Source organism: Gryllotalpicola koreensis, from assembly GCF_039538185.1.
GTDB lineage: Bacteria > Actinomycetota > Actinomycetes > Actinomycetales > Microbacteriaceae > Gryllotalpicola > Gryllotalpicola koreensis.
On the sequence record NZ_BAABBW010000004.1, the window covers coordinates 129,416 to 151,817 of the forward strand.

At 70.7% G+C, this 22,402-nt stretch carries 20 protein-coding genes and 1 tRNA gene; 10 read left to right on the top strand and 11 right to left on the bottom strand.

Annotated elements, in window-relative coordinates; all coding sequences use genetic code 11:
• Positions 1 to 31 precede the first annotated feature (31 nt).
• The 5 genes from ABD708_RS12440 to ABD708_RS12460 are packed head-to-tail and all read left to right on the top strand — an operon-like array spanning position 32 to position 8,141.
• Positions 32 to 3,367, top strand: coding sequence for a transglutaminase family protein (locus tag ABD708_RS12440; RefSeq protein ID WP_344754886.1), 3,336 nt, complete (start codon positions 32 to 34; stop codon positions 3,365 to 3,367).
• Complete coding sequence (locus ABD708_RS12445; protein WP_344754888.1) at positions 3,364 to 5,883, top strand: circularly permuted type 2 ATP-grasp protein; 2,520 nt, start codon at positions 3,364 to 3,366, stop codon at positions 5,881 to 5,883. The genes ABD708_RS12440 and ABD708_RS12445 overlap by 4 nt, the downstream gene beginning before the upstream one ends.
• Before the next feature lie 2 nt (positions 5,884 to 5,885).
• Positions 5,886 to 6,764 (top strand): transglutaminase family protein, encoded by an 879-nt coding sequence (locus ABD708_RS12450; RefSeq protein WP_344755630.1) that lies wholly within the window; start codon positions 5,886 to 5,888, stop codon positions 6,762 to 6,764.
• 9 nt (positions 6,765 to 6,773) lie between these two features.
• The gene (locus tag ABD708_RS12455) at positions 6,774 to 7,793 is read left to right on the top strand and encodes a zinc-binding metallopeptidase family protein (protein ID WP_344754890.1); all 1,020 of its coding nucleotides are present in this window, start codon (positions 6,774 to 6,776) and stop codon (positions 7,791 to 7,793) included.
• A 51-nt stretch (positions 7,794 to 7,844) separates the two neighbouring features.
• On the top strand, positions 7,845 to 8,141 hold the full coding sequence (locus ABD708_RS12460) for a hypothetical protein (protein ID WP_344754892.1): 297 nt from the start codon (positions 7,845 to 7,847) through the stop codon (positions 8,139 to 8,141).
• An 80-nt stretch (positions 8,142 to 8,221) separates the two neighbouring features.
• Here ABD708_RS12460 and ABD708_RS12465 read toward each other — a convergent pair whose 3' ends face one another.
• The 5 genes from ABD708_RS12465 to ABD708_RS12485 form a co-directional block, all read right to left on the bottom strand.
• Positions 8,222 to 8,791 carry an isochorismatase family protein gene (locus ABD708_RS12465; protein WP_344754894.1) on the bottom strand — a complete coding sequence of 190 codons (570 nt, stop codon included), beginning with the start codon at positions 8,789 to 8,791 and terminating at the stop codon, positions 8,222 to 8,224.
• The gene (locus tag ABD708_RS12470; RefSeq protein ID WP_344754896.1) at positions 8,788 to 10,524 is read right to left on the bottom strand and encodes an MFS transporter; all 1,737 of its coding nucleotides are present in this window, start codon (positions 10,522 to 10,524) and stop codon (positions 8,788 to 8,790) included. Before ABD708_RS12470 ends, ABD708_RS12465 begins: the two co-directional genes overlap by 4 nt.
• The gene (locus ABD708_RS12475; RefSeq protein ID WP_344754898.1) at positions 10,521 to 10,958 is read right to left on the bottom strand and encodes a MarR family winged helix-turn-helix transcriptional regulator; all 438 of its coding nucleotides are present in this window, start codon (positions 10,956 to 10,958) and stop codon (positions 10,521 to 10,523) included. Before ABD708_RS12475 ends, ABD708_RS12470 begins: the two co-directional genes overlap by 4 nt.
• Before the next feature lie 47 nt (positions 10,959 to 11,005).
• Positions 11,006 to 12,205, bottom strand: coding sequence for a hypothetical protein (locus ABD708_RS12480; RefSeq protein WP_344754900.1), 1,200 nt, complete (start codon positions 12,203 to 12,205; stop codon positions 11,006 to 11,008).
• Between the two features lie 219 nt (positions 12,206 to 12,424).
• Positions 12,425 to 12,643: a hypothetical protein gene (locus ABD708_RS12485; RefSeq protein ID WP_344754902.1), complete on the bottom strand. Its 219-nt coding sequence runs from the start codon at positions 12,641 to 12,643 to the stop codon at positions 12,425 to 12,427.
• Between the two features lie 122 nt (positions 12,644 to 12,765).
• Between ABD708_RS12485 and ABD708_RS12490 the strand changes: the two genes are divergently transcribed.
• Positions 12,766 to 13,395 (top strand): TetR/AcrR family transcriptional regulator, encoded by a 630-nt coding sequence (locus ABD708_RS12490; RefSeq protein ID WP_344754904.1) that lies wholly within the window; start codon positions 12,766 to 12,768, stop codon positions 13,393 to 13,395.
• Here ABD708_RS12490 and ABD708_RS12495 read toward each other — a convergent pair.
• A complete protein-coding gene (locus tag ABD708_RS12495) occupies positions 13,392 to 14,048 on the bottom strand; it encodes a hypothetical protein (RefSeq protein WP_344754906.1) in 657 nt (218 codons plus the stop codon). The two genes, ABD708_RS12490 and ABD708_RS12495, sit on opposite strands and share 4 nt — an antisense overlap.
• A gap of 319 nt (positions 14,049 to 14,367) precedes the next feature.
• Between ABD708_RS12495 and ABD708_RS12500 the strand changes: the two genes are divergently transcribed.
• Complete coding sequence (locus tag ABD708_RS12500) at positions 14,368 to 14,793, top strand: hypothetical protein (RefSeq protein WP_344754908.1); 426 nt, start codon at positions 14,368 to 14,370, stop codon at positions 14,791 to 14,793.
• On the top strand, positions 14,793 to 14,987 hold the full coding sequence (locus ABD708_RS12505) for a helix-turn-helix transcriptional regulator (RefSeq protein WP_344754909.1): 195 nt from the start codon (positions 14,793 to 14,795) through the stop codon (positions 14,985 to 14,987). The genes ABD708_RS12500 and ABD708_RS12505 overlap by 1 nt, the downstream gene beginning before the upstream one ends.
• 42 nt (positions 14,988 to 15,029) lie before the next feature.
• On the opposite strand, the gene ABD708_RS12510 is transcribed toward ABD708_RS12505, so the two are convergent.
• The 3 genes from ABD708_RS12510 to ABD708_RS12520 all read right to left on the bottom strand — a co-directional run bounded on the left by ABD708_RS12510 (position 15,030) and on the right by ABD708_RS12520 (position 17,188).
• Positions 15,030 to 15,102 (bottom strand) — tRNA-Thr (locus ABD708_RS12510).
• A 37-nt stretch (positions 15,103 to 15,139) separates the two neighbouring features.
• The gene (locus ABD708_RS12515; RefSeq protein ID WP_344754911.1) at positions 15,140 to 16,123 is read right to left on the bottom strand and encodes a beta-ketoacyl-ACP synthase 3; all 984 of its coding nucleotides are present in this window, start codon (positions 16,121 to 16,123) and stop codon (positions 15,140 to 15,142) included.
• 60 nt (positions 16,124 to 16,183) lie between these two features.
• Positions 16,184 to 17,188: a DsbA family protein gene (locus ABD708_RS12520; RefSeq protein ID WP_344754913.1), complete on the bottom strand. Its 1,005-nt coding sequence runs from the start codon at positions 17,186 to 17,188 to the stop codon at positions 16,184 to 16,186.
• A 180-nt stretch (positions 17,189 to 17,368) separates the two neighbouring features.
• Here ABD708_RS12520 and ABD708_RS12525 point away from each other — a divergent pair, with 180 nt between their 5' ends.
• Together ABD708_RS12525 and ABD708_RS12530 are read left to right on the top strand one after the other, a co-directional pair.
• On the top strand, positions 17,369 to 18,460 hold the full coding sequence (locus ABD708_RS12525; RefSeq protein ID WP_344754915.1) for an ABC transporter ATP-binding protein: 1,092 nt from the start codon (positions 17,369 to 17,371) through the stop codon (positions 18,458 to 18,460).
• 87 nt (positions 18,461 to 18,547) lie between these two features.
• On the top strand, positions 18,548 to 19,843 hold the full coding sequence (locus tag ABD708_RS12530; protein WP_344754917.1) for a DUF4032 domain-containing protein: 1,296 nt from the start codon (positions 18,548 to 18,550) through the stop codon (positions 19,841 to 19,843).
• Positions 19,844 to 19,940: 97 nt separating this feature from the next.
• On the opposite strand, the gene rlmB is transcribed toward ABD708_RS12530, so the two are convergent.
• Both rlmB and cysS read right to left on the bottom strand, forming a co-directional pair.
• Positions 19,941 to 20,951: a 23S rRNA (guanosine(2251)-2'-O)-methyltransferase RlmB gene (rlmB, locus tag ABD708_RS12535; RefSeq protein ID WP_344754919.1), complete on the bottom strand. Its 1,011-nt coding sequence runs from the start codon at positions 20,949 to 20,951 to the stop codon at positions 19,941 to 19,943.
• A gap of 6 nt (positions 20,952 to 20,957) precedes the next feature.
• The gene (gene cysS, locus ABD708_RS12540) at positions 20,958 to 22,376 is read right to left on the bottom strand and encodes a cysteine--tRNA ligase (protein ID WP_344754921.1); all 1,419 of its coding nucleotides are present in this window, start codon (positions 22,374 to 22,376) and stop codon (positions 20,958 to 20,960) included.
• Between the last annotated feature and the right edge of the window lie 26 nt (positions 22,377 to 22,402).

Genomic DNA, 22,402 nt, shown 5'->3' on the forward strand with positions numbered 1-22,402 from the left:
CCCCGCAACACGGCGCAGGAAGACTGTGCGCATGTCGATCAAGGTCGCGCTCGAGCACTACACGAGCTACGAATTCGCGAAGCCCGTGAACGTGGCCCCGCACATCGTGCGGCTGCGGCCCGCGCCGCACAGCCGCACCCCCATCGAGGCCTACTCGCTCGAGGTCAGCCCCGCGAACCACTTCATCAACTGGCAGCAGGACCCCTTCGGCAACTGGCTCGCCCGCCTTGTCTTCCCCGAGAAGGTCGACCACCTCGAGATCACCGTGGGGCTCGTCGCCGACCTCATGGTGATCAACCCGCTCGACTTCTTCATCGAGGAGTACGCGGAGCGCTTCCCGTTCCAGTACGAGCCCGCCCTGGCATCCGATCTCGCCCCCTATCTGCGCCCCGTCGAGAACAGCGAGCAGACGGATGCCTGGAAGGCCGCGCTTCCCCCGCTGACCGAGGGCGGCACGCCGACCGTGCAGTTCCTCGCCGAGCTGAACGCCGCGGTGTACCGCGACGTCGCCTACGACATCCGCATGGAGCCCGGCGTGCAGACGCCCGACGAGACGCTCGCGCGGGGCATCGGCTCGTGCCGCGACAGCGCATGGCTGCTCGTGAGCCTCTTGCGCAAGTACGGCCTGGCCGCGCGCTTCGTCTCGGGCTACCTCGTGCAGCTCGCCGCCGACCAGGAATCCCTCGACGGCCCGAGCGGCCCCGCGCAGGACTTCACCGATCTGCACGCCTGGGCCGAGGTGTTCATCCCGGGCGCGGGCTGGGTCGGCCTCGACCCGACGAGTGCGCTGTTCGCGGGCGAAGGGCACATCCCGCTCTCGGCGACGCCGCACCCCTCGAGCGCCGCGCCGATCGAGGGCGCCACCGACCCGGTCGAGGTGACCTTCGCGTTCCACAACGAGGTGCGGCGCATCCACGAGGACCCGCGCACGACGAAGCCGTACCCGGCGCAGCAGTGGCAGGGCATCGACGCGCTCGGCGAGGCCGTCGACGAGCGGCTCGCCCGCGGCGACGTGCGCCTCACGATGGGCGGCGAGCCGACCTTCGTCGCGCTCGACGACGCGACGAGCCCCGAGTGGAACACCGACGCCGACGGCCCGCACAAGCGCGCGCTCGCGAACGACCTCGCCGAGCGGCTGCGGCGCGTCTACGCGCAGGGCGGAGTCGTGCACCGCGGCCAGGGCAAGTGGTACCCGGGCGAGCCGCTGCCCCGCTGGAACATCGCGCTGCAGTGGCGCACGGACGGCGAGCCGCTGTGGGGCGACCCGGCGCTGCTCGCGGATCCGTGGGGGCCAGCTCGCCGGGAGACGACGGATGCCTCGGCCGATGCCGCCCGCCTCGGCGAGCGCGTCACCGAGCTCCTCGGCCTGCCCACCACCCAGCTGCTCGCCGCCTTCGAGGACCCGCTCGCGGTGCTGGCCGCCGAGCGCCGACTGCCCTCAGGCCCCAAGCCGAAGCCGGACGACCCGCGCACACCCGCCGAGATCGCGGCGCTCGACCTGCTCACCGAGACGCCGACGGCATGGGTGCTGCCGATCATCACTGACGGCGACTGGACGAGCCCGCGCTGGCGGTTCCGCCGCGGCCGCCTCGTGCTCTCCCCCGGCACGAGCCCCGCCGGGCTGCGCCTGCCGCTGGACGCCATCTCATGGCACGACCCCGAGTACCCCGGCGAGCCCTCGTACCTCGAGGCGGGCGAGCCGCTCGATGTGACCGTGCCCAAGGTGCGCCTCGCCGACCCGGCGGGCGCCGCGACGACGGCGGTCGCCTTCGAGGCGCGCGACGGGCACGTGCACGTCTTCCTGCCGCCGACCTCGACGCTCGAGGCGTACGCCGCTCTCCTGCGGGTGGTCGAGCACGCGGCATCCGATCTCCAGGTGAAAGTGGTGCTCGAGGGCTACGGCCCGCCGCCGGACGCGCGGCTCACCCAGCTCGTCGTGACTCCCGACCCGGGCGTCATCGAGGTGAACGTGCAGCCGACCCAGAGCTGGGCAGAGCAGCGCGCACTCACCTTCGAGCTCTACGAGCAGGCGCGGCAGGCGCGGCTGTCGACCGAGAAATTCGACCTCGACGGGCTGCACACGGGCACGGGCGGCGGCAACCACATCACCCTCGGCGGCCCGACCCCGATCGACTCGCCCCTGCTGCGCCGGCCCGATCTGCTCGTCAGTCTCGTCGCCTACTGGCAGCGGCATCCCTCGCTCTCCTATCTCTTCTCCGGCCGCTTCATCGGCCCGACCAGCCAGGCGCCGCGCTTCGACGAGGGGCGGCCAGAGGCGGTCTATGAGATGGAGATCGCGATCGCCGAGGTGCGGCGGCTGCAGGCGCAGGCGGCGGCGATCGGCGAGGAGACCCGGCCGTGGCTCGTCGATCGCGCGCTGCGGCACCTGCTCACCGACCTCACCGGCAACACGCACCGCGCCGAGTTCTGCATCGACAAGCTGTACAGCCCCGACTCGAGCCGCGGGCGGCTCGGCCTGCTCGAGCTGCGCGGCTTCGAGATGCCGCCGCACCCCGAGCTCGCGCTCGTGCAGGCGCTGCTCGTGCGCAGTCTGGTGGCGATGTTCTGGGAGAAGCCGTACGAGCAGCCGCTCGTGCGCTGGGGCACGCGGCTGCACGAGGACTTCCTGCTGCCGCAGGGCGCCGCGAACGACATTGCCGAGGTCGTCGCCGACCTGCGCGCAGCGGGCATCGACTTCCGCGGCGACTGGCTCGACCCCTTCGTCGAGTTCCGCTTCCCGCGCGTCGGGGTGACGCGGGTGCCGGCGGGGCGCGGCGACAGCAGCGACAGCAGCGACGGCAGCGACGGCAGCGACGGCAACAACGGTGCCGACATCGAGCTCGAGCTGCGTCAGGCGATCGAGCCGTGGCACGTGCTCGGCGAGGAGGCGACGAGCGGCGGCACCGCGCGCTACGTCGACTCCTCTCTCGAGCGCATGCAGGTGCGCGTGCGCGGCCTCGACCCGGCGCGCCACCTGGTCGCCTGTAACGGCGTGGCCGTGCCGCTCACGAGCACCGGCCGCCCCGGTGAGTACTATGCGGGAGTGCGTTACCGCGCCTGGCAGCCCTGGTCCGCGCTGCATCCGTCGATCGCGGTGCACGCGCCGCTGACCTTCGACGTCATCGACGTGGACGGGGCGGCATCCCTCGGCGGTGCGAGCTACCACGTCGTGCACCCGGGCGGCCGCAACTACGAGCACCCGCCGATCAACGCGAACGAGGCCGAGGCGCGGCGCGCGAGCCGCTTCGAGCCGCGCGGGCACACGAGCGGCCGCATCGACGTGGCGCGGCTGCGCGAGGCCGGCCGCCGCGCGGCGAGCGAGGACTACCCGCACACCCTCGACCTGCGGCGGGCGCCCGCCCTGTGAGCATTCTGCGCGACTACGCCGCGGCGCTCACGCAGCCGACCCTGCCCTTCGCAGGCGGGGTCGACCGCGCGACACGGTTCGACGAGGTGATCGACCCCGACGGATCGCTGCGCACGCCGTGGAAGCGCCTCGCCGACGCCGCCGCCCGGCTGACGCCGGACGCGCTCGACCGCGTCGAGGACGAGATCGCGCGCTTCATCGCCGACGACGGCGTGCTGTATGCGAGCGAGGGCACCCGCCCGCGCCCCTGGCGGCTCGACCCCGTGCCGCTCGTGATCGACGCGGCGTCGTGGGCGAAGCTCGAGGTCGGCCTCGCCCAGCGCGCCGAGCTGCTGAATGCGCTTCTGGTCGACCTGTACGGAGAGCGACGGATGCTTGCCGCGGGTCTCATCCCCCCGGCCGCCGTCTTCGGGCACGGCGGTTTCACCCGTGCCGCCGCGCTGCCGCCCGGCGCCGCGGCGCCCGCGGCCCCGCGCCCGCTCATGATCGTGGGCACCGACCTCGGCCGCGACGCGCAGGGCGAGTGGCGCGTCGTCGGCGACCGCGTGCAGGCGCCCTCCGGCCTCGGCTATGCGGTCGAGAACCGCCGTGTCATCTCGCGCGTGCTGCCCGAGCTCTACCGCGAGGCCGAGCTGCACCGGCTCGAGCCGTACTACACGGCGCTGCGCGAGACGCTGCTGAATGCCGCGCCCGAGGACGCCCGCGAGCCGCTCGTCGTCGTGCTCTCGCCGGGAACGCTCTCGGAGACCGCGTACGACCAGGCATCCCTCGCCAATCTCCTCGGCTTCCCGCTCGTGCAGGGCGACGATCTCGTGGTGCGCGACGGCGCGGTGTGGGTCAAGCCGGCCGGCTGGCCGCGCACCGCGCCGCGCGAGCGCGTCGATGTGATCCTGCGCCGCGTCGACCCCGACTGGTGCGATCCGCTCGAGCTGCGCGGCGACTCGCAGCTGGGCGTCGCGGGCCTCGTCGAAGCGGTGCGCCGCGGCAGCGTGCGGCTCGTGAACGGCCTCGGCTCCGGTGTGCTCGAGAACCCCGCGCTGCACGCCTTCATGCCGGCGGTGTGCGAGGCGCTGCTCGGCGAGCAGCTGCGCCTGCCGTCCGCACCGGCCTGGTGGGGCGGCGACGCGGCCGCCCTCGACGGCCTGCTCGCCCGCCTCAGCGACGGCGACGAGTCCCTCGACCTGCGCCGCCTTGACGGCTCGCGCGCGGGCGCGGGCAGCACGCCCCGCCAGAAGGCGGCGCTGCTCGCCGCGGACCCGCGCGGGCACGTCGCGATCGAGCGCCTGCCGCTGTCGCAGGGCCCCGTCTGGAGCGCGGGCGGCGAGGCCACCCCGCAGCCGCTCGTGCTGCGCACCTTCACGGTCGACTACCACTCGGCCTACCGCCCGCTCTTCGGCGGCATCGCGACGGTGTCCGGCCGGGCGGCCGCGAATCTCATCAGCAAGGACGTCTGGGTGCTCAAGGCCGACGCGGAGGACGCCGACCAGGGCCTCGCCGCCGCCGCGCCGCTTCCCGCCGTGGCATCCGTGCCCCTGCCCGCGCCGCGCGCGCTCGACGACATGTTCTGGGCCGGCCGCTACGCCGAGCGCACCGAGGACCTGCTGCGCATCGTGCTCGAAGCGCACGTGCGGCTCACCCCGCCGAGCCCGCTCGCCCCGGCCTTCGCGGGCGTCGGCGCCGCCGAGCTGATGAGCGCGCTGCAGCGCCTCGCGGGCCGGTGGCAGGACAACCCGGAGGACGAGCTCAGATCCGTCCTGCTCGACGACGAGCGCCCCGGCAGCGCGGCGCACTCGCTCGGCCGCATGCGCGAGGCGCTCGAGGGTGTGCGCGACCAGCTCTCCGGCGACACCTGGCGGCTGTTCGGCTCGTCGGAGCGCGCGCTGCGCGCCCTGCGTGATGAGCGCCGCAGCCGGCAGATCGCCGAGACCACGGAGCAGCTGCTCACCGGCATCCTCGCGTTCCAGGGCGTCACCGCGAGCATGATGCGCGACTCGGCCTGGCACATGATCGAGGCGGGCCGCTACCTCGAGCGCGCGCTGCAGCTGTGCGCGCTGCTCTCGGCCGCACTCGCGCCGGCGAGCGCGCGCGAACTCGACCGGCCCGTGCTCGAGGCCGTGCTCACCGCCGCCGAGAGCGCGGTCACCTATCGCCGCCGCTACCGCGGCCGCGCCCGCACCCAGGGCGTGCTCGAGCTGCTGCTCGCCGCCCCCGACAACCCGCGCTCGCTGCTGTTCGCGCTCACCCGGCTGCGCTTCCACCTCGAGAGGCTGCCGCTCTCGACCGGCTCGACGCGGCCCGAGCGCCTCGTCGATGAGCTGCGCGGGGCGGTGGAGGCCCTCGACGCCCGCGAGCTCGTCGTCGCCCAGGGCGAGGGCAGGCCGGCGCTCGACGGATTCCTCGGCGAGGCATCCGTCGCCCTGATGCAGATCTCCGATGCGATCACGGCCCTGCACCTGACCGGCGGGCCGCCGCGCCTGCCGCTCGCCGCGCGCAGCTTCGTCGAGGTGATGGGGTGAGCATGAGGTACCGCGTCTCGCACCGCACCGAGTACTCCTACGACGACGAGGTCAGCGACAGCCTCGGCATCGCGCACCTCGTGCCCCGGCAGCTGCCCTGGCAGGAGGTGCACTCCCACGCCGTCGCCGTCGACCCCCTGCCCGACGACGTCAGCGAGCAGCTCGACTACTTCGGCAACGCGCTGAGCTACTTCCACGTCACCGACGCACACGAGAAGCTCGTCGTCGAGGCGACGAGCGAGGTCACGACGATGACGCCGTGGTACGACCAGTCGGCGCTCGATCAGCCGTGGGAGCGCGCTCGCCCGCTCGCCGAGCCGGACACCCCCGGCGCGTGGGCCGCGACCGAGTTCGCGCTCGCCTCGCCGGGGGTGGCGCTCGTCACGGGGGCGCGCGACTACGCCGCGACCTCGCTCACCCCGGGCCGCCCGCTCGGCGAGGCGGTGGCCGAGCTGATGAGCCGCATCCACGCCGATTTCGACTACGACCCGACGGCGACGACCGTCACGAGCACCGTGGCCGACACGCTGAAGGAGCGCGCCGGTGTCTGCCAGGACTTCGCGCACCTCGCCCTCGCCTGCCTGCGCAGCCACGGCGTCGCCGCGCGCTATGTGAGCGGCTACCTCGCCACGGATCCCCCGCCCGGCAAGCCGCGAGTGGTGGGGGCGGATGCCTCGCACGCCTGGCTCGCCGTCTGGGTGCCCGGCTCGGGCGACTGGCTCGCGGTCGACCCGACCAACGACCAGCGCGCGGGCGAGCGCTACGTGACCGTCGCGTGGGGCCGCGACTACGGCGACGTCGCGCCGCTCAAGGGCGTCATCTTCACCGAGGCGACGAAGTCGACCCTGCGCGTCGCGGTCGATGTGGCGCCGCAGGGGTAACGAAGAGGCATGAAGTCCTTCACGTGCCGTATCTGCGGCAACGCCCTGTACTTCGAGAACTCGGTCTGCGTCTCATGCGGCACCTCGCTCGGCTACTCGCGCGCCGAGCACGAGATCGTGCCCGTCGACGACACGGGCACCTACACCGACACGAGTGGCGGTGTCTGGCACGTCTGCGCGAACCTCAACCTGTCCGGGTGCACCTGGCTCACGCCGACGCCCGGCGGCCTGTGCTTCAGCTGCAGCCTCACCCGCACCCGCCCGAACGACGCCGACGCGGCCGGCATCGCGGAGTACCCCGTCGCCGAGCGGGCGAAGCGGCAGCTCATCGCCGAGCTCGACAGGCTCGGCTTCCCGGTGATCGGCAAGGTGGACACGGATGCCGCACCGGGCGACCCCGCAGAGGGCCTCGCCTTCGACCTGCTCTCGAGCGCCGCCCAGCCGGTGGTGACCGGGCAGGAGAACGGGGTCGTCACGATCGACCTCGCCGAGAGCGACGACGCCTACCGCGAGCAGATCCGCGACAAGCTCGACGAGCCGTACCGCACGATGCTCGGCCACTTCCGGCATGAGGTCGGGCACTACTACGAGTGGCTGCTGGTGCGCGGCGACGAGCGCATGGCGCGCAGCCGCGAGCTGTTCGGCGACGAGTCGGCCGATTACCAGGCGGCGCTCGACCGGCACTACGCGTCGGGGCCGCCGGACGGCTGGCAGGACTCCTTCATCTCGGCCTACGCCACGATGCATCCGTTCGAGGACTTCGCCGAGACGTGGGCGCACTACCTGCACATCTGCGACACCGTCGAGACGGCCGCCGCCTACGGGCTGATCTCGGTGGACCCGATCGATTGGCGGATGCCGTTCCGGCAGCTCGTGACGGATGTCTGGGTGCCGCTGTCGACCGCCCTCAACATGATCAACCGCTCCATGGGCAAGGACGACCTGTACCCCTTCGTGATCGCCGGCCCGGTGCTCGACAAGCTCGACTTCGTGGCGAGCCTGCGGCCGCTCCCCCTGCCCGTTGGTTGAGTAGGCCGCGAAGCGGCCGTATCGAAACCCACTCCGTCATACCCTGTCCCCATGAGCTGGCTCGACCGTTTCTTCCCGAAGGCCCCGAAATCTCTGGGGCCCGCGGTCGGCATCGGCATGCTCGTGGCCGTCGTGAGCAGCGCGGATCAGCCGGAGCCCTTCGAGGACGACCCCGTGGGTGTGGTCATCGCACCGGGCAACAAGGAGATCGCGCCGTATCCGGGCCTGCAGCTGCCCCGCTACTGGACGGTCGCGTTCGAGCACCCCAGCTACACCGGCGACGGCCGCGGCCCCTTCGAGCAGGCGACTTTCCCCGAGTGGCGCCTGCGGGTCTTGGACCCGAGCTAACTGTAGGGGCCACCCCATTGCGCCGCCGGTTTCGGGCCCAAAATCGCTGTCTTGGGCCCGAAAGCGGCGACGAGCGGGATTCAGCGAGCGGCGAGCAGTTCCAGCACCTCTGCTGTCGTGCCGAGCTCGCCGAGCTTCGGGAACTGGTGCTCGATCGACGCGTCGTGCGCGGCCTCCGAGGTGTCGGTCATCGCGTCGGTGACGAACGCGACGTGGTAGCCGAGCTCGTACGCCGAACGCGCGGTCGACTCGACTCCCGAGGTGGTCGAGACGCCCGTCAGCACGATCTGGGTCGCGCCGGCGGCCTTCAACTTCGCGTCGAGATCCGTCGACAGGAACGCCCCGAGGGTCGTCTTGGTGACGGTGATGTCGCTCGGCTGCTGGTTCAGCTCGGGAAGCAGCACGGTCGCCTCGGCGGGCAGCGAGCCCCCGGTCGGACGGCCGGACGCCTTGCTGCGCTCGGTGCGGCCGGGCGCGGCCCCGGCGACGTTCACGAGCACGACCGGCAGCCCGGCGGCGCGGAACGCCTCGGCAAGCTTCGCTGAGTTCGCCACGACGTCGTCGAACGAGTGCGCAGTGGGGAAGCCCTTCAGGCCGGTCTGCAGGTCGATGACGACGAGGGCGGGGGTCTGCTCGAGTTGGATGGTCATACGTTCTCCTTCGGGAGTTCGGTGGTCTGGGTCGGGGGAAGGGTCTTCGCGCTGTCGACCGCGACGCCGGTGCCGCGCATCGCGGAGGCGACCGCGGAGACGAGCGAGATGGCGGCCGAGACGATGAACACGACGACGAGTCCGTCGTGGAACGGGCCGGAGATCAGGTTCGGGAAGAAGGTGTGCCCGGTGAGCACGGCCTGCGCCTGCGCGGGCAGCTGGCCGAGCACGTGGTAGCTGTCGAGCAGGTACTTCACGGGGTTCGTTCCCAGCATCGCGGCGAACAGGGACGACACCGGCGGCAGCCCGCCGATCTTCTCGGCGATCGCCTGCGGTACGCCGTGCGCGGCGAGTCCCGCCGTGAGCGTGTGCGGCAGCGTCGCCGCGAGGCCCGAGATCATCAGCGAGAAGAACACGCCGATCGACAGCGAGGTGCCGGAGTTCTGGAAGGTCGCCCGCATGCCGCTCGCGACGCCGCGATAGCGCGCGGGCACCGAGCTCATGATGGCCGCTGAGTTCGGCGACGAGTACATGCCCATGCCGATGCCGTTGAGCGCGAGCAGGGCCGCGAACTGCCAGTAGGTGAAGTCGACAGGCAGGAAGATCAGCCCGATGAAGGACAGCCCGAAGACCACCATGCCGCCGGTCGCGAAGAGCCGCGCGCCGAAGCGGTCGGAGAGCGCTCCGGAGATCGGCCCGGCCACCAGGAATCCGCAGGTCAGCGGCAGCATCAGGATGCCGGCCCACAGCGGCGTCGATGCGTACGAGTACCCGTGCAGGGGCAGCCAGATGCCCTGCAGCCAGATGACGAGCATGAACTGCAGGCCGCCCTGCGCGAGCGAGCCGCCGAAGCGCGTGATGTTCCCGAACGCGAACGCCCGAATACGGAAAAGACGGAGCTCGAACATCGGGTCCGTGACCCTGAGCTCGATCCACACGAAGGCGGCGAGCAGCAGCACCCCGCCGATCAGCCCGGCGAGCACCCACGGGTTGGTCCACCCCATGGTGTGGCCGCCATACGGCTGCAGCCCGAAGGTGATCGCGACCAGCACGGCCGACAGGCCGATCGCGAACGTCCCGTTCCCCCACCAGTCCATGCGAGACGGATGCCGGTCGCCGTTGTCGCGCAGCATGAAATACGCCCACAGGGTGCCCACGATTCCGACCGGCACGTTCACCCAGAACACGCTGCGCCAGTCCCACGCGGCGAGCAGCCCGCCGGCGGTCAGCCCGATGAACATGCCGGCGAGCCCGGCGACCTGGTTGATGCCGAGGGCGAAGCCGCGCCGCTCCTTCGGGAAGGCATCCGTCAGGATCGCCTGCGAGTTGGCGGTCAGCATCGACCCGCCGAACGCCTGCAGCAGGCGCCAGCCGATCAGCCAGAGCGCGGCAGGCTCGCCCCGGAAGGGGTCGAAGGACAGCAGCACGCTCGCGATTGTGAACACGAGGAAGCCGGCGTTGTAGATGCGCACCCGGCCGAACATGTCGCCGAACTTGCCGACCGCGACGACGAGAACCGACTGCACCAGCCGGTAGCCCATGATCATCCAGAGCAGGAACGCGATGTTCGACGGGGCGAGCGGGTCGAGGTGGATGCCGGTGAAGATCGCCGGCAGCGAGATGAGCACGATCGAGCCGTCGAGGCTCGACATGAACACCGCCATGGTGGTGTTGGTGAGCGCGACCCAGCGATAGCGGTCCGGCTTCGCCGTCGGCGCGGCGACGGCGCTCACAGACCCTCCGCCAGTCGCGCGAGCAGCGGCGCGGCCGCGCGCAGGGTCTCGATCTCGGCGGCGTCGAAGCGCCGGCCGAGCTCGCGGGCGATGGCTGCGGCGCGCGCGTCACGGCGCGCGTCCATGACCTCGCGCCCGGCATCCGTCAATCGCAGCAGGATGCGACGGGCATCCCCCGTGTCCTTCTCGCGTTCGATGAGCCCGCGCGCCTCGAGCGCCGCGATCGTCGCGCCCATCGCCTGCGGGCTGATGCCGGCCAGCCGCGCGAGCGCGCCCGAGGTGGTCTCGACCGCGCGCCTGATATGGATCAGCGCCGCGATCTCGGAGGCACTCAGCTCCCCCTGCGGCCGGGCGGTGCGCGCCGCGGCGATGAAGAGACGGATGCTCTCCAGCAGCGACCCCGCGAGTTCCTCGGTGTCCTGGGCATCTGTCATATTCGTAAGCCTAGATTGATAAATCCAGGCTTACCAAATCCTGCGGATCAGCCGGTGGCGCTCATCGGCGCTTCGGAGGGCTCGGCCGCCGCTCCGATGAGCGGGAACCCGGCCGCCTGCCAATACAGGTTCGAGATCTCGGGCTTCAGGATCTGGCTGTGCGCGCCCATCAGCTTCGCGGTCCACCACGACCCCTTGCCGGTCGGCGGCGTGACCACCGCGCTCCCGTCGATGCTGTAGATCGCGCCGCGCTCGAGTTCGTAGTCCATGTCGAGCGTCCCGTGCGGAACGGCGCGCCGCTGCGCGGGGGCCCCGTTCAGCATCCCGCTCACGCCTCGAAAGCCGAGAGCGCCGTAGCGGTCCCGCCCGAAACCGCCCCACGCCGGCTCGCGGTTGCGCGTCCACCAGAACACCGAGCGGGTGGACTCGGCGAGCGGGTACCAGATCGAGAGCGCGCGGTCGTGGGAGGAGCTCGAGCCGACGACGACCCCGGTGACCCGGTCGATGGCCCTCTCGACCGCCTCGCTCGCCTTCGACTTCGCCGCCTTCGCCCCGCGCGGGCCCTGCGCGACCGGGTCGGCGAACGACCAGGTCGACATCGCGCCCTCGATGAGGAACAGTGAGTCGACCGAGACTCCCGCCTGGGCGATCGCGTTCGAGGTGACGATCGCCCCGAAGCTGTGCCCCATGACGTGGATCCGCGCGTCCGCGTACTCGGCCGTCAGCCTCCGCAGGATCGGCCCCAGTCCGTTCCTGCCGATGCGGAACGCGCGGTCCTTCATCCGGTAGAAGGAAAGGAACGGCAGCTTCTTCTCGAGCCACCAGCCGGCATAGTGCACCGCGCGCCGCACGGGGTACCCGGTGTCGCGCGGGTCGCTCGGCCAGTGCACGCACACGACCATGCCGTGGTAGTCGGCCGCGAGCCGATGACGGGCGCGCTGCCCGATCGCGAGCTCGACCCATTTGGCGTAGTCCTCGATCGCGGCATCCGTATCGGTCAGCCAGCCGTGGCTGATGACGAACACGTCGGTATACGGATGCCCGGCCGCGCGCGCCTCCGCCAGGCGGTCGAAGATCACCGCGGGAGCGTCGGAGTCGTGCGTCCGCACGCCGTTCGCGTCGACCATGCGCGGCGAGTCGATGCGATGGGTCTGCACGGAGTGGCCGCGTGAGCCGAAGGTGAGCAGGTACACCTCGGGCTTGGGCAGGCCGTCATGGGCGGGCACGGGGACGTCGATGGGAGCCATGCGGTGAAGCTAGGAGCCCGCTGCCCACTCGGGAATACGCGCATCGGCGTAGCCACTTTCGATCATTGAGGAGCCGCGTTGCGGCGTCTCGAAATGATCAACCCGGCAGGCATCCGCCCTTAACGGAATTGATCCGCCCCGCTCAACACCGGCGTTCCCGAATCGCCGGTGGAGCGGGGCGGATCTGCACTGAGGGCGCCCAACCCCTTGTCACGTACCTCAGTGGCTCGCGTGCCAGTGGTCGTAAGCCAGCTGGCAGTCGCACCCGACGCGGATCCAGTCGCCGGTGCGCTCACTCATGAAGATCTCAGCGTGCGGGCTGCGGACATACGGTTGCAGCGCAAGCGCGGAGCGGCGGCGCGGACCATGGCTGAGCCCCACACGCTGAAGCAGCTGATCCCACAGCGTGGGGCTCGGAACGACGATCGCACCGGCCATGATCCTTACCTTCCTCCGTGGTGTTGCACGACAACTGTCAGGAATGTTATCGGACACTTGTCGCGTTGTCTATAGGACAAGTGTCGCGGAAACGAATTTTTTCGAGAGTAGGGTGGGACACCATGGACGCTCGCTCTCGCCGTTCCCGGAGCGCCCTCGTCGACGCCGTCTACCGCCTCTGCGTCGAGAAGGGCATCGACCACCTGACCGTCACCGACGTGGCGGCCGAGGCGGGAGTGAGCCGCGACACCTTCTACCGACACGCGGCCGATCCGGTCGAGCTGCTGTGCTCCGCCCTGCAGGAGGAGCTCGCCGACTCGGTCTCCGCGTATCTCGCGATGCCGGTCGTCGGCGATGACGACGACAGCGTCTTCCTCGCCCCTGCCGCCGCGGTGATGGAGCACATGCGCACCCACACCGCGATCTACCGGCAGGCGCCCGGCAGCAAGAGCGGCGCCCGGCTGACCGCGATCATCGAGGCGGCCGCCCGCCAGGTCATCGAGACGCACCTCGACAACCACCCCGAGATCGTCCCCGACCAGCTCAAGCCGATGACCGATGTCGTGCGGCAGATGTCGCTCGCCTATGCCTCATCGGGGGCGACGGCGTCCTTCTTCGCGTGGATCAACGGCGACGACCTCGCCGATGTGCGCCACTACGCACAGGTCGTGCTCCTCTCCGGCCCGGAATGGTGGCTCGGCCTGCCCACCCCGGTCGCGACGCCGCGCCCCCGCGCCATCGGGGAGAACTAAGCCCCGGACTCGCGAGCATCCGCCGCGGCGCGCGCCGCGATGGCGGCCTCGCACTCGGCGATCGCCTCGGCGGCCCATTGCCGCTGCTCGGCCGTCCCGAGCTCGTCGGCCCAGCGCGCTGCCGTGCGGAAGGAGTCGAGCGCGGCATCCAGCTCGCCCGCGTCGAAGCGGCGCCAGCCGAGGTTGTTGCACAGGGAGACGAGCCACCGCCGCGTGCGGGCATCCGTCATGCGCTCCGCCGCCTCGATGCCGCGACGCGCCCACTCCTCGCCGCGCTCGGCATCGGCGATGGCGAGCATGTGCAGCGCATCGATCTCGAGGAACGCTTGGCCGGCGGCGCGGGCCAGCGCGAGCGCCCTTTCGAAGGCGACGGATGCCTGCGCGGGCGCCCCCGCGGAGTTGCGCAGTCGCCCCGTCTCGAGCGCGACGCGCGTGCGCACCACAGGGTCGGTGTTGCCACGCAGCGAGTCGAGCGCGGCGAACGCGTCGTCGAAGCGCTGCTGCAGGCCGAGGGCACGCGCGAGCTGCGTCACCAGCTCGGCGCGCTCGCCTGCCGAGAGATCCCCGTCGGCGGCAGCGTCGGCGAGGCGCCGCTCAGAGCCGGCCGGGTCGTCGAAGTCCCAGAGCTCATCGAGCAGTTGCTGCGCGATCATGAGCCCTTCATAGCGCACGGCCGCGATTCGTCGCGAAACGTGGAGCGCCCCGCACCAACCCGAATAGTGCGGGGCGCTCGAGACGGTTGCACCTCCCCAGCCGGAGGGTCCTCTGAACAGCAGTGCTGCGGCGCCGCCATGCGGTGCTCTTCGACCTCAACCGGTTTCCCACTGGGCCGTCTCAACGAGTTCTACGTTATGGCCGGGGAATCCGCGTCGCCATCCCGTTGACAGCACGGCCCCGGATCTACTACACGCCGCCCCCTACGCGATGTAAAGCTCGCTTGACATGCTGAGGGCGTCGCCACAGACTTGCAGCATGACAAGCGACCTTGACATGGATGATGAGACTCCTCGCGAGCAAGAGCTGCGGCGGCGCTATCGCCGCCACATCTTCGCGGCGACCCTCGTGTACGTCGCGGTGCTCGCTCCGGTCGCCTTCTGGGGTGGCCTCGACGGCACGTCGCCGTGGCGCTTCGTCTTCGCCCTGCTGCCGCTGCTGCCCGCCGCCTGGATGTTCACCGTCATCGTGAGGCGCTTCCGAGAGCTCGACGAATACCAGCTCCGACTCGCGTTCCCCGGCGTCGGCGCCGGTCTCGCGGCCGCGATGCTGAGCAGCGTCACCTTCGGATTCCTCTCGCTCGCGGGGCTGACGCTGCCGTTCACAGCCTGGCTCATCCTCTTCATCGGCGGGGGCACCTGGCGGGTGGTCAACCAGTTCACGGGCGCCTCGAAGCAGTTCTGATGCAGAACCGCATCCGCACAGAACGCGAGAAGCGCGGGTGGACGCAAGCAGACCTGGCCGAGCAGCTCGGAGTCTCACGGCAGACGGTGAACGCGATCGAGACCGGGAAGTACGACCCGTCTCTGCCGCTGGCGTTCCGCCTGGCATCCGTCTTCGATCAGCGCATCGACCAGCTCTTCACCCCCGACGCGTGAGCGCTCCGGGGGCGACCCTCGTGTTTGCGCACCCATGAAGAGAGCCGGCTGCGGGTCACGATCCCGCCACCTCCGATTTACAAGATCGGCGCTCTACCCGATGAGCTAAGCCGGCGTGGGCCCAAGGGCCTGAACAATCCTACGGGAGAGCCTCACGGCTCCCGGTTCGGGGTGAGCACGACCTGGCTCGCGTAGGCGAAGCCGCCGCCGAAGCCGAACAGCAGCGTCGGCGCGTTCGCCGGGATGCGGCCCTCGTGCCACCACTTCGACAGCCCGAGCGGGATCGACGCGGCCGAGGTGTTCCCCGAGACCTGCACGTCGGTGACGACCGTGCGGTCGGTGAGCCCGAGCTGCTCCGCGAGCGGCTCGATGATGCGCAGGTTCGCCTGATGGGGCACGAACACCTGGATGTCGTCCATCGTGAGCCCCGCCTGCTCGACGGCGTCGCGCGTGATGCCGGATGCCTTGGACATCGCCCAGCGCAGGATCATGCGCCCGTCCTGCGAGAACTTGTTGCCCGTCTCGTCCTCGACGATCACCGCGCGCGACATGGTCGGCTCCGAACCCCACACGGTCGGGCCCACACCGATCTCGGCATCGGTGGCAGCGGCCTCGAGCACGAAGGCACCGGCGCCGTCTGCGGTGAGCACGCAGGTGGTGCGGTCGGTCCAGTCGGTGATCGCCGACAGCTTCTCCGAGCCGATCACGACGGCCTTCTCGACCTGGCCCGCCCGGATCGCGGCATCCGCCATCGCGATGCCGTGCTCGAAGCCCGAGCACGCCGTGTTGACGTCGATGATGACGGGCGAGGTCATGCCGAGCGCCGCGGCGACGCGGCCGGCGACGTTCGGGCTGTGGTCCATGACCGAGGTCGAGGCGACGACGATGAGCCCGACCTCGTCGGGCTCGAGCCCCGCGTCGGCGATCGCGGCGCGCGCCGCCGCCGTCGCCATGTCGGCGACCGTCTCGTCGTCGCGGGCGATGTGACGCTCGACGATGCCGGTGCGGGTGCGGATCCACTCGTCGCTGGTGTCGACCATGGACGCCAGCTCGGCGTTGGTGAGCACGCGCTCTGGCTGGTAGTGACCGAGTCCGATGATGCGCGAGCCTGCGACCGCGCGCTGAGCCTTCAGCATGTATGCCATTTTCTTATGAGACGGATGCCACGGCGGGAATGTTCCCCGCACGTCGCGGAGTCACCCGGCGGGCGGCGTGCTGGCCGAGGGGGAGGCCGGGGTGGTGGGCGGGGCGGTGACGATGATCGCGGTGGGCGACGGCGAGGGCGTCGTGGTGGCGCCGGGGGTGGCCGTCGGCTGCGGCGTCGAGAACCGCTCGCCCTGGGCCTGCTGGATGAAGGCGCGGAAGTCCTCGGGCTCGGTGAGCGAGCCGGTGTAGCGCTGCCCGTCGACGAGGACGAGCGGCAGATCCTCGGCCGTGACCTTCTTGACGTCGGAGTTCGGCAGCGGCCCGGTCGACGCACGGCTCAAGGCCGCCTGGGTCCAGTCCTCGAAGGTGCGCTGGTTGATGCACCGCTTGATGGCGGACAGGCTCTGCACGTCGGCGGATCGCGCGAGCGCGACCAGTCGGGCATCCGACAGCCCTGCCGTTGTCTGGGCGGGCTCGTGGTCGAACAGCTCCCGGTTGAAGGCGAAGAACTGGTCGGGCGAGTAGTTCGCCACGCACACTGCAGCGTTCGAGGCGCGCAGCGAGTACTGGGTGCCCTGCGCCGAGCGGTTCGACAGGAACGGCAGCGGGTGGATCTCGAGGGTCGCCGCCCCCGATTTCACGAGCCTCTCGAGCTGGGTGTCGTTGGCGCGGCTGAACTGGCCGGAGTACTGGCTCAGGTAGTCGACGTAGGCGACGATGTTCACCACCTGGCCGGTCGTGTCGAGCGGATGCGGCGTCGGCTTCGCGTCGACGGAGCGCGCGGGTGAGCGGTCGGCCTTGAGCCCCGCGCCGATGAACACCCCGTCGCTCGCCATGTTCGCCGGTCCACGATGCGTCGGGCGGATCGAGGTCACCAGCACGACCGTCACGATGGCGACGATCGCGACCAGCGCCACGACGATGCTCGTGCGCAGCAGGACGCGGTTGCGCCGGTCCCTCTTGCGCTGCGTCGCGCGCAGTTCCCGCGCCTTCTGACGCGCGACACTGCGCGCGTCTCGGGGCGTGCGGTGTGCGCTCGGCGAGCCGTCTGTCATAAGCCTCTTTCGCGGGTGCGAGCCGGGTTGCTCGTGGCGGATGCCTGGTCGATGCTAGCCGAGCCATGCATGGCGTAGCATGAGAGCGCTGTCAGCGTCGTCAGGCGTTGACTGCACCCACAACATCCATTCACTACGGATCGTCCGGCACGTACCTGCCGGTGAAGGAGACATAACGTCATGTCAACTGTCACGTTCGACAACGCGTCCCGCATCTACCCGGGTTCCAACATCGCGGCTGTCGACTCCCTGAGCATCGATGTGGCCGATGGCGAGTTCCTCGTCCTCGTCGGCCCCTCCGGCTCCGGGAAGTCCACCGCCCTCCGCATGCTGGCCGGCCTCGAAGAGGTCAACAGCGGCAACATCTTCATCGGCGAGCGCAACGTCACCGACGTCCCGCCGAAGGACCGTGACATCGCCATGGTGTTCCAGAACTACGCGCTCTACCCGCACATGACCGTCGCCGAGAACATGGGCTTCGCGCTCCGCATCGCCGGCGTCGCGAAGGAGGAGCGCAACCAGCGCGTCCGCGAGGCCGCCAAGATGCTCGACCTCGAGCCCTACCTCGACCGCAAGCCGAAGGCCCTCTCGGGTGGTCAGCGTCAGCGCGTCGCGATGGGCCGCGCGATCGTCCGCAGCCCGCAGGTCTTCCTCATGGACGAGCCGCTGTCGAACCTCGACGCCAAGCTGCGCGTTCAGACGCGCACCCAGATCGCGTCGCTGACCCGCCGCCTCGGCGTCACCACCGTCTACGTCACGCACGACCAGACCGAGGCGCTGACCATGGGCGACCGCATCGCGGTCCTCAAGGACGGCGTCCTGCAGCAGGTCGGCACCCCGCGCGAGCTGTACGCAGACCCGAAGAACGTCTTCGTCGCGGGCTTCATCGGCAGCCCCGCCATGAACCTGTTCGCCACCGACGTCACCGAGGGCGGCGTCAAGTTCGGCACCGCCGTCGTGCCGGTCGACCGCGCCACGCTCGGCTCGGCGACGCAGGTCACCATCGGCGTGCGCCCCGAAGACGTCGTCGTCAACCTGGGCGAGTCGAGCGGCCTGCGCGTCGAGGTCGACCTCGTCGAGGAGCTCGGCGCCGACGGCTACCTGTACGGCCACACCGAGGTCTCCGGCAAGCGCGTCGACATCGTCGGCCGCGTCGACGGGCGCCAGCACCCCAACGCGGGCGATGTCGTCTACATCACGCCGAAGACGGGCCACGTGCACATCTTCGACACCGAGTCGGGCGAGCGTCTCGGCGGCGCCGTCACCGACTAGGTCCGCTACGGATTCCCGAAGGCCGCGGTTCCTCCCAGGGGCCGCGGCCTTCGGCATCCGTCATCACTTTCGCACTCAGGGAATCTCGTGGTCTCCTCCATCGACATCACGGCCGCGACGGCCGAGCCCGCTCTGCTCGACCTGCCGTGGAACACGCCGCTCGACGAGTGGCCCTCCGAGTACATCGCGCAGCTGCCGAAGGGCATCAGCCGGCACCTGGTGCGCTTCGCGAACCTCGGCGGCACGGTCGTCGCCGTGAAAGAGACGACCGGCGAGATGGCACGGCGCGAGTACGAGCTGCTGCGCACGCTGCAGCGCCTCGACATCCCCTCCGTCGAGCCGGTCGCGACCATCACGGGCCGCATCGACGAGCACGGCAACGAGCTGCCGCCGGTGCTCGTCACCCGGCACCTCAAGTTCTCGCTCCCCTATCGCGCGCTGTTCTCGCAAACGCTGCGCCCCGACACCGCGAAGCGCCTCGTCGACGCGCTCGCCGTGCTGCTCGTGCGCCTGCACATCACCGGCTTCTACTGGGGCGACGTGTCGCTGTCGAACACACTGTTCCGCCGCGACGCGGGCGCCTTCGCCGCCTACCTGGTGGATGCCGAGACCGGCCAGCTGCACGAGCAGGGCCTCTCGAACGGGCAGCGCGAGAACGACCTCGAGATCGCGCGCGTCAACATCGCCGGCGAGCTGATGGACATCGAGGCCGGCGGCCGAGCCGCCCCAGAGCTCGACCCCGTCGAGATCGCGAACGGCATCATCTCGACCTACCGCGAGCTGTGGAACGAGCTCACCGGCGCCGAGACCTTCGACGTCTCCGAGCGCTGGCGCATCAACCAGCGCGTCGAGCGCCTCAACGACCTCGGCTTCGACATCGGCGAGCTCACCATCAAGACCGACGAGGCCGGCACCAAGGTGCTCATCCAGCCCAAGGTCGTCGATGCCGGCCACCACCAGCGCCGCCTGCTGCGCCTCACGGGCCTCGACGCCGGCGAGAACCAGGCGCGCCGGCTGCTCAACGATCTCGATGCCTACGCGGCGAGCAACAGACGCCCCGGGGCAGATGAGGAGGCGATCGCGCACGAATGGCTGACCCGCGTGTTCGAGCCGGTCGTCGCGGCGATCCCCGCTGAGCTGCGCGGCAAACTCGAGCCGGCCGAGGTGTTCCACCAGCTGCTCGACCACCGCTGGTACATCTCACAGGAACAGCAGCGCGACGTGCCGCTCGCCGAGGCGCTGTCGAGCTACCTCGACAACGTGCTGCGCCACCGCCGCGACGAGGCGACCGTCATCGCTCCGACGACCGAGACGCTCACGCTCGGCCTGCCCACCGGCGTGATCTCGCTCGGGCAGCCCTTCGACGACGACGCTTTCTCGTGACGTGGGAGCCCTGCCGCACTAGGCGTTTCGTCGCCGATTTCGGGCCCATAATCGCGATTTTCGGCCCGAAAACGGCGACGCGCAGAGGATACGCGGCTCAGGCCTTCTTCTGCGCGCGGACCTTCGCGATCTCGTAGAGGGCGACGGATGCCGCGACCGAGGCGTTCAGGGACTCGATGCCGCTGATCGGAATCGACACGATGACGTCGCAGGTCTCGGTCACGATGCGCGAGAGCCCCTTGCCCTCAGAGCCGGCGACCACGACGACCGGCTGGTCGGCGAGCTCGAGGTCGTAGAGTTCGGTGTTCCCGCCCGCCGCGAGGCCGATGACGAAGACGCCCGCCTTCTTGAACTCCTTGAGTGTGCTCGTGAGGTTCGGGGCCATTGCGACGGGGGTGCGTGCGAGCGCCCCGGCAGAGGTCTTCCAGGCCGCCGGGTTCACGCCGGCCGAGCGGCGCTGCGGCACGATCACGCCGTGACCTCCGAAGGCAGCCGTCGAGCGGATGACGGCGCCGAGGTTGCGCGGGTCGGTGACCCCGTCGAGCGCGACGAACAGCGGCTTCTGCCCCTTGCGGATCGTGAGATCCAGCAGCTCGGCTGGGTGCGCGTACTCGTAGGGCGGCACCTTGAGCGCGAGGCCCTGGTGCACCGCGTCACGGCCGGCCATGCGGTCGAGCTCCGGGCGCATGACCTCGAGCACGGGGATGCCCCGGTGCGCGGCCGCCGCCAGCGCCTCCTTCACGCGGTCGTCCATCTCGGCGCGCGCCGCGATATACAGCGTCGTGGCAGGGATGCCGGCGCGCAGCGCCTCGACGACCGAGTTGCGCCCCGTGACGAGCTCGGTGTCGTCGCTCTTCGCGCGGCGCTGGGCCGCGCCGCCGCCGGTGTTCGAGCGGGCGCCCTGCTGGCCGCCCCGCTGTGCCCCGCGTTTCTGGGCGGCGCGCTCGGCGAGCATCTTCTTGCGGTACGCGGGGTGGTACTCGCGGTCCTCTGCCTTCGGCGTCGGGCCCTTGCCCTCGAGCGCCTGGCGCCCCTGGCCGCCCGAGCCCTTGCCCGTCGACCCCTTCTTCACCTTGCGAACAGAACCCGCGCGCGGTGCTCTAGCCATGAGAAATCATTCCCCCTCGATCGACCAGTGCGCACCGGTCTGCGTGTCTTCGATCATGACGCCCGCTGCGGCGAGCTCGTCACGGATGCGGTCGGCGACCGCGAAGTCCTTGGCGGCGCGCGCCGTCTGCCGGTCGTCGAGCAGTCGCGTCACGAGCGCGCCGAGCGCGACCCGGGCCGCCGGGTCGCGCGTCGTGCTCCATTCCGGCGCGAGCGGGTCGATGCCCAGCACCCGCGTCATCGCGACGACCTTGCCACGGGCGGATGCCGCGGTCTGCAGGTCCTCGGAGTCGAGGGCGGTGTTCCCCTCGCGCACCGTGTCGTGCAGCACGGCGAGCGCCTGCGGCACCGACAGGTCGTCGTCCATCGCAGCCGCGAAGTCGTCGGGAATCACCGGCACCTCGTCCGAGGTGAAGCGAGTGCCCTCGAGGCGCCGGGCGCTGCGGGTGAGGAATCCCTCGATCCGCTCGACGGCCGCGGCAGCCTCTGAGAGCGAGCGGTCCGTGTAGTCGATCGTCGAGCGGTAGTGCGCCTGGCCGAGCGCGTAGCGCACCACGATCGGCGGCGCAGCGGCCAGCAGCTCGGCGGCGTAGAGCGAGTTGCCGAGCGACTTCGACATCTTCTGGCCATTGATGTGCACGAGTCCGTTGTGCACCCAGTAGCCCGCGAAGCCGTCGCCGGCGGCGGTCGACTGGGCGAGCTCGTTCTCGTGGTGCGGGAAGCGCAGGTCGAGGCCGCCGCCGTGGATGTCGAAGGCCGGACCGAGGAAGCGCGACGACATCGCCGAGCACTCGATGTGCCAGCCGGGGCGGCCGGGGCCCCACGGGCTCTCCCAGCTGGCCGACTCGGGCTCGCCGTTCTTGCGCCCCTTCCAGAGCGCGAAGTCGCGCGGGTCGCGCTTGCCGCGCGGGTCTGCGTCGGCGGCGTCCTGCATGTCGTCGACCGACTGGTGGCTGAGCGCGCCGTAGTCGGCCCAGCTGCGCACGTCGAAGTAGACGTCGCCAGAGCCGTCGGCCGCGGCATACGCGTGCCCCGCGTCGATCAGGCGCTGGATGAGCGCGTGCATCTGCGGCACGTTGGCCGTCGCGCGCGGCTCGTACGTCGGCGGCAGGATGCCGATCGCGCGGTACGCCGCGGTGAACTCGAGCTCGACGCGGTAGGCGAGGGCCCACCAGGGCTCGCGCTCAGAGGCGTTCGCGAGCACCTTGTCGTCGATGTCGGTGACGTTGCGCACGAGCGTCACGTCGAAGCCGCGGTAGCTGAGCCAGCGGCGCAGGATGTCGTAGACGAGCGCGCTGCGCACGTGCCCGATGTGCGGTGACGACTGCACCGTCGGCCCGCAGACGTAGAGACCCGCCTTTCCCTCGACGAGGGGAACGAAGTCGCGCAGCGCCTGGGCGCGCGTGTCGTAGAGGCGAATGGTCACAGCTATGAGTTTACGGATGCCTCGCT